Source organism: Silicimonas lutimaris, assembly GCF_047314965.1.
Lineage (GTDB): Bacteria > Pseudomonadota > Alphaproteobacteria > Rhodobacterales > Rhodobacteraceae > JAVJUV01.
On sequence record NZ_JBLBVK010000015.1, the window covers coordinates 17056 to 27345 of the forward strand.

General features: G+C 57.1%; 7 protein-coding genes. 3 read left to right on the forward strand and 4 right to left on the reverse strand.

Translation table 11 applies throughout. The annotated features are described in order from the left end of the window. From ACKLNI_RS00600 to dctP, 3 genes are read right to left on the reverse strand one after another with little or no spacing between them, the layout of a single operon-like run. Complete coding sequence (locus ACKLNI_RS00600; protein ID WP_413717049.1) at positions 1-408, reverse strand: Hpt domain-containing protein; 408 nt, start codon at positions 406-408, stop codon at positions 1-3. After that, positions 405-4121: a response regulator gene (locus tag ACKLNI_RS00605; RefSeq protein WP_413717050.1), complete on the reverse strand. Its 3717-nt coding sequence runs from the start codon at positions 4119-4121 to the stop codon at positions 405-407. Before ACKLNI_RS00605 ends, ACKLNI_RS00600 begins: the two co-directional genes overlap by 4 nt. A gap of 33 nt (positions 4122-4154) precedes the next feature. Next, the gene (gene dctP / locus ACKLNI_RS00610; protein ID WP_413717051.1) at positions 4155-5297 is read right to left on the reverse strand and encodes a TRAP transporter substrate-binding protein DctP; all 1143 of its coding nucleotides are present in this window, start codon (positions 5295-5297) and stop codon (positions 4155-4157) included. 513 nt (positions 5298-5810) lie between these two features. Between dctP and ACKLNI_RS00615 the strand changes: the two genes are divergently transcribed. The 3 genes from ACKLNI_RS00615 to ACKLNI_RS00625 all read left to right on the forward strand — a co-directional run bounded on the left by ACKLNI_RS00615 (position 5811) and on the right by ACKLNI_RS00625 (position 9798). Then, positions 5811-6548, forward strand: a complete 738-nt coding sequence (locus ACKLNI_RS00615; RefSeq protein ID WP_413717052.1) for a dienelactone hydrolase family protein — start codon at positions 5811-5813, stop codon at positions 6546-6548. 551 nt (positions 6549-7099) lie between these two features. Continuing rightward, positions 7100-7939 carry a DUF481 domain-containing protein gene (locus ACKLNI_RS00620; protein ID WP_413717053.1) on the forward strand — a complete coding sequence of 280 codons (840 nt, stop codon included), beginning with the start codon at positions 7100-7102 and terminating at the stop codon, positions 7937-7939. Between the two features lie 317 nt (positions 7940-8256). Continuing rightward, positions 8257-9798, forward strand: a complete 1542-nt coding sequence (locus ACKLNI_RS00625) for a glutamate synthase-related protein (RefSeq protein WP_413717054.1) — start codon at positions 8257-8259, stop codon at positions 9796-9798. A 305-nt stretch (positions 9799-10103) separates the two neighbouring features. Here ACKLNI_RS00625 and ACKLNI_RS00630 read toward each other — a convergent pair. Beyond that, the coding region (locus ACKLNI_RS00630) for a universal stress protein (protein ID WP_413717055.1) at positions 10104-10290 on the reverse strand (187 nt) is incomplete at its 5' end.

The window sequence follows — 10290 nt, forward strand, 5'->3', positions numbered from 1 at the left end:
TCAACCTGTCGTCGTCCTCGAAAGCTCGTGGCTGTCGATCCGGCGCAGGGCATCCCGTGCGGCAATTTCTTCGGTGTGGATGCATTGGGCCAGGTCGGTCGCATTAGTCAGATCACCCTGACGGCAGACCTGTTCCAGTTCGGCGCATAGACTGGCGAGCAGTTCGGCACCAAAATCCCGGGCATTCGACTTGAGTGTGTGGGCGGAAATCCGCAGAGCATCCGTGTCCCCGTCGGTTGCGGCTCGGGCAATGCTGGCGGACAGGCGCGGCGCCTCGTCGAAATAATCGGCGAGAAGTTCGTCCAGGTCTTCCGGGTCGCCGCCGAGTAGATCCAGCAGTTTCCGGAGGGCTGCGGGATCGATGACCTCTTTCTCCATCATGTCTCTCAGTTCTTTGGTTTCCGTCATTGCTGCGCCTGAGACGCGCGGAAGGCTTCGCCGCGTTCTAGGCAAGCTAGAAGGTCCGCTTCGACTACAGGCTTGCTGAGATAGTCGTCCATGCCGGCACCGAGATAAGTCTCGCGCGCAGACGCCTGTGCGTTCGCGGTGAGCGCGACAATGAATGGACGATGTTCGGAATCGAGCGTCTCCCTGATCTTGCGGGCGGCTTCGATGCCATCCATCTCTGGCATTTCGATATCCATGAGCACAACGTCATACCTACCGTCGGCGGCCATGCCCACCGCCTCGGCGCCGCCTGTGGCGAGATCGATATCATAGCCGTTCTTTGCCAACAGCTTCTGTCCAACTTTTCTGTTTATTCGGTTGTCATCGACCAAAAGAATGGAGAGCACCAGTTGCTGGTCCCTTGCGACCCCGACCTCGTACTCGTACTCGTGCTCGTCTGCAGCACCAGCCTCCGCGACGGCGGAAGTCAGAGAATGCAACAGTTGTGAGGACTTGGCAGGTTTTGTAAGGATCGAAGAGAAATCGGCCTCCCGGACGCGAGACCAGAACTCGGGCTCCGTCGGGGTCAGTGAAGTGAAAAGGATCAATGGGGGCGTGCTCTCGCCCAACAGTCGCCTGATTTCCGTCGACAGTTCCAGGCCCGTCATGTGTGGCATCTTGTAATCGATCATAACCACATCAAAACTATGCCCGGCTCTGAGGGCATCCAAAGCCTCTTCCGGAGTGCCGCAAAGCTCAGGCACCATGCCCCAGTCGCGAAGGCGTTCGCCGATGATCTTTCGGTTGGTGGCATTATCATCAACCGCTAGAACGGTTCGGCCGCGGAGGTTGTCGATCCTTGCGCGCCGGTCTTTCCGGTCCTGAGGGACGCAAGCCGGAAGGTCGATGGAAAAGGAAAAGGTCGAGCCTTTTCCAACCTCGCTCTCGACGTCGATTTTACCGCCCATCTTTTCGACGAGGCTCTTGCTGATGGCCAGGCCAAGACCCGTTCCCCCGTAGCGACGTGTCGTCGAGGCGTCCACTTGGCTGAAGGACTTAAAGAGTCGGCTCATGCGGTCAGCAGGAATGCCGATGCCCGTGTCCCGAACGGCGAAAGTGAGCGATGCAGCACCATTATCTGCGACTTCCGGGGCTTTGCGCGAGACATTCAGGACGACCTCGCCCTTTTCCGTGAACTTGACTGCGTTATTGAGAAGATTCAGTAAGACCTGCTTTAGCCGTGTCGGATCGCCGATCACGCCTCGCGGAACATCAGGGTGGATGCGACAGGCAAGCTCGATACCCTTCTCGTCAGCCTTCGGCATAACGAGTTCGACCGCGCCTTCTATCGTCTCGAATAAGTCGATCTCGATTTCTTCGAGATCAAGAGCGCCGGCCTCGACCTTCGAAAAATCGAGAATGTCGTTGATGATTCTCAGAAGAGTATCCGCGGCCTCTCCGATGGTATTTGCGAAGTCCCGTTGTTCTGGATCGAGACGCGTCGATGCCAGCAGCCCGCTCATGCCAATGATTCCGTTCAGCGGCGTTCTGATCTCGTGGCTCATGGCCGCGAGGAACGCGCTCTTGGCCTCGTTTGCGGTTTCCGCTTCCTCCTTGGCTTCGGTGAGTTGTACTTCGCGCCTTACAAGTTCGGAGATATCCGAGTAGACCACGACCGAGCCACCGTCGGTCGTACGGCGCTTGTCGATCTGAACCCAACGTCCATCCGGCAACCTACGAACATTATCCGACGCCGAGGCGGCGGAAGCCGTTTGATCGATCGACTGCGCTTTCACTCTCAATCCCGAACCGCTTGGTAGAAGCTCGGCAAGCTCTTCGGCGGTGATTCCGGGGCGGACGATGCGACCTTCGGGGTCGCCCAAGAAGTCCCGGTACCGCGTGTTGCAAAGCACGAGCCGATCGTCCGAATCGTAAAACGCGAACCCATCTGAAATCGTCTCGATCGCATCGATAAGGCGTTGCCGGGCTTCGGCAATCTCGCGAAGGTTGCTTTCCTCCATCTCAACGGCGGTATCGCGAAACACTGTGAGCGCCCGCATAAGACGCGCGACCTCGTCTTGACCAGATGGCTCAGGCAAGGGAACGCGAAGATTGCCGTCGGCGAGAGAGAGTGCCGCCGTGCTGAATGCGCTCAGCCGCGAGCCGAGACTGCGGCTGGCATATGCGATGGAGCCGAATATCAGCACGAGTGCACTTAGCAACACCAGGGCGAGCGTCAGGCGACTGCTTTCGAGCAGGGTCAGAACGCGCGCAGACGATGCATTCGCGTTGCCGCGGATCTGTGCAACGACCTCGCCTGCCAGTTCGCTCATTGTAAGTGTCGTGACGTTTGTTGCCGAGAGGAGTTCACTCACGCGGGACAGCGTGTCCAGTTCCTCGCTTCGCAGATCAAATACGTTGCCGACGCCCTTTCCGAATCCGATCAGGGTTTCGGCTACGTCCGCTGTGCCGGAAATGTCGGCTCTTCCTTCCAGGCGTCCCAGTAACTGGTCGGACTCCGCGTCGATCGCCTCTAGGCTGCCCCGCAAGTCAGTGAGGGCTTCCTGACCGCTGGCAAAGGGGACCAGTGACAGGACGCCAATGGTACGGTTTCCAAGTGCCTCCAGCGTTAGCAGCGCACCGTACCCGGATATGCTGGCGTCGTTAATTGCATCGAGACTCGCCGACACCTCGTCGTCGAGCTCCGCGCCGATCGTGACCGCACGTCCGCGTATTAGAATGATCGAGCGGCTGAGCAGCATCTCGAGTTCGGAGGTGAGTTCACGAAGGACCGTCCTGATCCCATCGGCATCGAAAGAGGCATCTGCGTTTCCTGTAAGTTCGGCTCGACGAAGTTCGAAGACGCTTCGGTCGCCGGCGCCGAAAGCAATGATCGCGTCGATGACCGAAAGAAGCCGGTCTGTATCGATAACGGCATTCGTGGCGTTATTGTCGCGAAGTTCGTTGACGTTCCGCGCGGCCACGGAACTCGAAGTCACGAAGCGGCGCCAATTGTCCTGAACGCTGGACTCATCCGGCGCGTCGAGTGCGCCGAGGAGTGCGTCCTCGATCGTGCTGCTTTCCGCTTGCATGCTCATCACAGCAATCAGGCCCCGGACGCCCAGATCGTTCAGGTAGTCGATTGATGTCTGCGTGCGTTCGTTGACACGCGCGCTCTCTTGGCGGACGACCTCAAGCTGCTGGCCGATCAAGGGTTCGATCGACCGGTTGAATGCAGCGTGGGTGCGCGCGATCTCTTGGATGCGGTCGTTCAATAGGGTAGCCACGCTGATCCGATCGGCAACAGTTGCGCCGAGATCTGCCGATAAGGCCTGTGCCTCGCTCGCTGAAGCTCTGAGGTCTTCCAAGGCGTCGGATGCGACTCCGCGGGCAGCCAGTCCCTGAATGACGATGCCGACATTTTGGAGGTGGGCGTCCAACTCACCAAGCCGGGTCGCCAATTGCTCCGGATTCTCGGATGTCGCCACGGCCGACGCCGCACCCCGGATATTGGTCGTCGTTTCCGAAATCTGGTGCGCAACCACGAGGGCCGGAAGACTTTCCTCGATAATCAAGGACAATTCTTCCTGAACGACATTGTTTGCGCGGTGCGCGATCAGCGCGCTGACACCGGCTGACAACGAAATGACGATGACCACGAGGAACAGCTTCCCGCGGATCGTCGTCGGCAGGAATGCCATTCGGCCGTCAGCGTTCTCCGTCGCCAAAATCATCTACCGAGGCTCTGCCTTCTGTGCTGTCATTCCTCAGATCTTGAGCTCGTAGTCTTTGATGCTGTCCGGACTGATATAGGCTACAGCGGGACTGAGCATCACATCGAGGTGGAGCTTGAAGACTCTTGCCGAATCCGAGTCGCGGTTGGCCCATTCGAACCAGAGCGGCAGTGCGATCTTTCTGAAGCGATCGACATCCTCTTCGGAGAGGCGCGTCACCTCGACGCCGGCTTCGGCAAATCGTGCCCAGGCAGCGATATTTGCCTCCTGGTGCGCTGTGAAATGCTGGGCAGAAAAGGCTCGCACGAGTTCCGTTATCAGCGCTTGGGTCATCTTCGAGAATGTGTCCCAAACCGCTTGGTTGAAGACCACGACTGTCAGATCCACCGGCTGATGCAAACACGGCGTCGATGCCGGCCCCATCACGATGTACTTGCTGACTTCCGCGAAGCCGAGATCGTAGTTCATAGCGGGGCCGGTGAAATCTGCGGCGTCGATCGCGCCAGTCGCAAGTGCGGGACGCACCTCCGATCCGGCAAGAGCAATGGTGCGCGCTCCGACCGCGTCGAAGCACTCCGCAACGAGCCCGCCGGGCATACGAAGGTTCAGCCCTTCGAAGTCGTCTAGCGAACGGATTGGTTTATTCGAGTGAATCAAGTTCATGTCGTGATGAACGTGACCGACGTAGTGCAGCCCGTGACGCGCGTAAAGCTCCCGCGCCAACTTGGTTCCACCGTAGCTGTCGAACAGCATGTCCCACTGATGCGGATGCGGTAGGCCCATGGGGAAAGATGTCAAAAAGACTCCGGCCGGCATGGCTCCGGTGATTGCGGCATAGTGCGGAACCCAGTGCATGGCATCAAGAACGCCGGCCGACGTTGCGGTCATCATGTCAAATATTTCGGAGACCGTGCCGCCTGGAAATGGCATCAGGTCTACCTCGCCCGAGGTAAGCTCGACGATGCTCTCACACCATTTGCGGAATGTCCGGTAGCCGATGGTGCCTTCAGTCCACAACGACTGGATGCGCACCTTCTTGCCCGATGCCACCTGTGCATTTCCGATGAAGGGTGCGGCCAGGGTACCAGTGGCGGCAGTAGCCAGAAAGGCACGACGGCCCCCTATTTTAGTGTTGCGACGAACATCTTTTGTTACGCCTTCCTTCCGAGCGCGCACTTTTCCCCTCCCCTTGGTCGCGACTGCCAAGTGTTGCAGTTGGCACTACGATGTAGTGCTTTGGCTATCCATGAAACTTTAACGCGTATTGTCTTCAAGGCCATGGGAAATTTGAGAAAGCTTTGAATCCAAGTGCCAATGCCGCCAACTTCGAAGGGATATCACATCGCAGCTTCATTCATGCCCAAAGCGAAGGATTGATCAGCCGATGTAAGGCTCACGCGACAAATTGAAATCTTAAAGTTTCAACGGGCGTCTGCTTCGGGCTCTTCTGAGACATCCGGCGCTTTTCGTCAGAAGACTGGTCTGCGCCACTAACCGGTCATCACTGCACGGTTTTCGGCCGGAACGTCTGCTTCGGCAGTAAGCGGACCAGGCCCAGGTCCCGCGCCTATGACTGGATCGCGGACGGAGCGGACATCATGTTTGTTCGGGCGTCACACCGAACTTGCCGAAATCAACTATCGCACCATGTCTCGATGTTGACCGATGAATCAGCGAATTGGAGGAATCATGAGACTGGCAGCATTGCTTTTCGGATCATTATCAATCGCGACACCCGCTTTTGCAGAAGATGTCTCTTACACCGTGAATGGTGAAGCCTTCACGGGCTATTGGGCGGAGGCGACCGATCCGAAAGGCCTTGTTCTTATCGTTCATGACTGGGATGGCATGACCGATTATGAACGCCAACGCGCGGATATGATTGCCGAGATGGGCTATAACGCCTTCGCGCTCGACATGTTCGGTGACGACACGCCGACCGAAACCATGGATCATCGCATTGCGGCCACTGGAGCGCTTTATCAGGATCGCGAGCGCATGCGGGCCCTGATACAGGCAGGGGTCGAGCAGGCGCGGTCCCGTTCAAGCGTCGATGAAATGATCGTGAAAGGCTACTGCTTCGGCGGTGCCGTTGCCTTGGAAATGGCAAGAAGTGAAATGGCCAATATGGCGAACGGGTACGCCACGTTCCATGGCGGGCTCTCCACACCCGAAGGTCAGAGCTGGGACGGCGACGAACCCCCCGTGGTCGTCTTCCACGGCGGCGCCGATACCTCTATCACGATGGAGGACGTTGCTGCGCTGACGTCTGAGCTCGAGGAAGCTGGCAACACCTACACGATCGAGATTTACTCCAACGCACCACATGCATTTACCGTTTTCGGCTCGGATCGCTACCAAGAGCGAGCCGACCTGGCGAGTTGGAATGCTTTTTCCGACTTTCTAAAAGAACATCTTCCCGGTTGAGAAACCTGAGCCAATCAGTGTCGCGCCGTGCTGGCGCGACACCCGCCTGTTCTGACTGTTTTCCCAAAAAGAGCCACAACAAGGCGCCTAGTTCTGAAAGAATTTCGTTCGGCAGATTTCGACTGCCGACGCCAAGGGCAGGTGCAACCGTTTCTCATGACTCAAGTGTTCTCTGAAAAAGGAACGACACTTATCGAAATCCACGCAACGTCAATTAAGCCGAGATTTCGCTCCGCCCCCACATATCACTTCTATTATGCAAGTTTTTCGCTGAACGTTTATTGGAACTGTTGTCTCAATAGAACAGTATTAGCTCTTCTCAACTTTTCGTGAGGACTAAGCTCTAATGAGCTACAACCACGGGGCTCTAACGATGTGTTTGAAGAGAATGAACAAAACAGGCCCGTGAGCGTTAGTTTCAGAGTAAGCGGGCAAAAAGTGATCCTTTCATCAGGTTTTCTGATGCGAGATTCTGTCTCGTTTCACTTTTCGCTGGAGATCAATCTTCTAGGTCGACCCGCACACACAAATTGGAAAGAAAGGAAGATCTCATGAAAGATGCGACCAAGACAAGTGTGGCTGCAATAGCCATTGTGGGAGCTCTCTCCGCATCCTCCGTTTCGGCGCAAAGCCTGATAGGCCGCGATTCCGTGGCAGGTGACCGTAACGAAGACTTAGCAGAAGCCATCGAGGACGATGCGGAACGCGATCTTGACCGTTTCGGGAATGAAGGTCGTCCGCAGGGGTTTAGTGGCACCTTTGCCCTCAGGGGCACCGCCCAGACCGGCAACTCCGAAAGCCAAGACCTTGGTATTGGAACAGACCTTAACTACGTGTGGGGGCCGAACGGCGTAGAACTCGAGCTCAACTATACCTTCAGCGACGACGACTCATCAGAGTCCGAAGAAAGCCTGTTCTACAGCCTTGAGTATACGCGCGATTTCAACCCTCGCACTTATGGCTTCGCCAAAGTGCAAGGATCGGTCGACAGCGCAACTGACGCGGCTTACGAGTCTGACACTTTCGTTACCTTCGGTGCCGGTTACCGAATCCTGAATGATGCGGACACCAACTGGTCGGTGCAGGCTGGTCCAGGCTACCGTGTGGCCAACCTGAATGACATAGCCTCGGCTGATGTCGAAGAAGGCGCCTTCGGTATTTCCTCGGCTTATGCGCGACGTCTTACTGATACGGTCTTTATCACCAACGATACAGATGTGATCTGGTCGGATTCGGATACCGCGGTGTTTAACGACCTGGCGCTCAGCGTTGCAATGACCGACACCCTTGCTCTCAGAACAAGCGTGCTGACGGAGTACCACTCGGAAGTTACAGCGCCATCCAAGAACACAGACAACACGTTCGGCGTTTCGCTGGTCTATTCGTTCTGACGGCCGGCTTGTGTTATCCCTTGTGTAAACTGGGGCGGAGCAATCCGCCCCTTTTTCTCTTGTCACAACATATTGGATCAAGCGCTGTCGGCAGGTTACGGCATATGGTGATCTTCGGGCTCGAAGAGGACGACTGGCTGAAACATCTCTATTGCAACTCCTCGGGAAATTCGAGTTGTTCAAGGTTACCTGCACAAATTGTGCTCGGCGCATCACTCACCATCTCGGCAAAAATTGTTTGCTGACCATCGCGACTTCAAGTGAAATGCCGCGCTGCAGTTTTCTAGCATACCTAATATCCAAACAAAGGACTCTCCATGACCGACGCCCCCATCATTGCAGCCAAATCCCCAGCCGAAGTTGAGGTTGAAGAGGGTAAAAGTTACACTTGGTGCCGTTGTGGGCGCTCCGGGAACCAGCCCTTTTGCGACGGCTCGCACCGAGGTACCGGATTAAAACCGGTGACTTTCACGGCCGAACGCACAGGGACGGTTACTCTATGCCGTTGCAAGGCCACCGGTTCGGCACCGTTCTGCGACGGCACCCATGCCTCGCTCGGAGACGCCAAGGTCGGCGACGAGAGCCCGCAGCGGGAAGCGGAGAGCAATGGCGCGCCCGGGGCTAGGCCGACGCCAGAGGAACCAACTGTGGCGCGTATTCATGCGCTGGCCCGCGACGGTTTGTCGAAACTTGGACATCATGGCGAAATGGGCGCTATGGGTGTTCCAAGAAAGGATCTACCGCACTGGGACGACATACAGATCCTGCCCGCTCAGATGGCGAGGAAGCCTCTTAGAGACGATCACCCAGTCGCATCAAAAACCGCAATCGGCCCGCGCGCCGAACGGCCCCTCATGCTCGATATTCCGCTCTTTGTGTCGGACATGAGTTTTGGGGCCCTTTCGGAAGAAGCAAAGATCGCGCTTGCCCGCGGAGCGGAGCGTGCTGGAACCGGCATATGCTCCGGGGAAGGCGGGATGCTGCCTGAGGAGCAGGCCGAGAACAGCCGGTATTTCTATGAACTTGCCTCAGCCAAGTTCGGTTGGCGCGAGGAAATTGTCGAGAGCGTGCAGGCGTTTCATTTCAAGGGCGGTCAGGGTGCGAAGACGGGTACCGGTGGCCATCTGCCGGGTTCGAAGGTGCAAGGCAAAATCGCAGAAGTGCGCGGTCTGGAAGAAGGACAGGATGCGGTCTCTCCCAGTACTTTCGCCGACCTCGAAAGCCCTGCAGATTTCCGAAAATTTGCGGAACGGGTGCGAGAGAGGTCAGGCGGAATACCCATCGGTTTTAAGATCTCGGCAAACCACATAGAGGACGACATCGACTTCGCGCTTGCCGCGGGCGCCGACTATATCATCCTCGATGGACGTGGCGGTGGGACTGGCGCAGCACCGTTGATCTTCCGAGATCACATTTCGGTCCCCACAATCCCGGCACTTGCCAGAGCACGGCATCATCTCGACCGCGTCGCCGGGCGCGATGTGACGCTGGTGGTGACCGGAGGACTTCGCGTTGCCGAAGACTTCGCCAAGGCCATGGCTCTCGGTGCAGACGCGATTGCGGTGTCGAACGCGGCAATCCAGGCGGTTGGCTGTGTTGCGGCTCGTATATGCAATACCAACAACTGCCCATCGGGTGTGGCGACACAGAAGCCTGAATTGCGAAAGCGTCTCGACGTTGAGGCAAGTGCAGACCGTCTCGCCCGATATTTAGGCGCGAGCACCGAGCTGATGAAAGTCCTAGCGCGGGCTTGCGGTCACGACGATCTCTCGAGATTTCAGCCGCGCGATATCGCAACTTGGAAACGCGAGATCGCGGAACTTTCCGGGATTACATTTTCTGGGCTTACCCAGTCCTAAACCTTTGCGGGGGCATCTTGCCTGATTGCTTTCGCTTTGTGCTCATAGGATGCATCTGGTCGATCAGGTTGGCGTGTGGCGCTGCGAACTCCGTCGATCGGTTCAGATTATGAAGGAGGGCCGTTGGTATTGAAGGATTCCATGTCGCTCGTGTTTGTTAGGGACCACCGGGGCGAGTGACCGGTCCGCGTGCGCATGCGTAGATCACCTTGAGCGACACGGATCTCGGCTGCTACTGGGAGCAACTGTTGGCTCAAGCTAGCCTTCATGTCGGTAAAGCGGGACGAAGCGTCCGATAGCGTGACTTACTGCCCTCGCACCACATAGACCGAGCACTTCGCATGCGTTACCACGTGGCTGGCAGTGGTCCCGAGAAGATAGTCCTGAACCTTGGGGTTGGCCGACTCCACCACGATAACATCCACGTTGCGCTCATCGGCCAGTTTGACGATCTGGCGATGCACAGCGCCCTTGCGGACGACGGTTTCCATT

Coding starts and splice junctions, on each gene's coding strand:
- ACKLNI_RS00600 (WP_413717049.1), bottom strand. CDS start 408: ATGACGGAAACCAAAGAACTGAGAGACATGATGGAGAAAGAGGTCATC.
- ACKLNI_RS00605 (WP_413717050.1), bottom strand. CDS start 4,121: ATGATTTTGGCGACGGAGAACGCTGACGGCCGAATGGCATTCCTGCCG.
- ACKLNI_RS00615 (WP_413717052.1), top strand. CDS start 5,811: ATGAGACTGGCAGCATTGCTTTTCGGATCATTATCAATCGCGACACCC.
- ACKLNI_RS00620 (WP_413717053.1), top strand. CDS start 7,100: ATGAAAGATGCGACCAAGACAAGTGTGGCTGCAATAGCCATTGTGGGA.
- ACKLNI_RS00625 (WP_413717054.1), top strand. CDS start 8,257: ATGACCGACGCCCCCATCATTGCAGCCAAATCCCCAGCCGAAGTTGAG.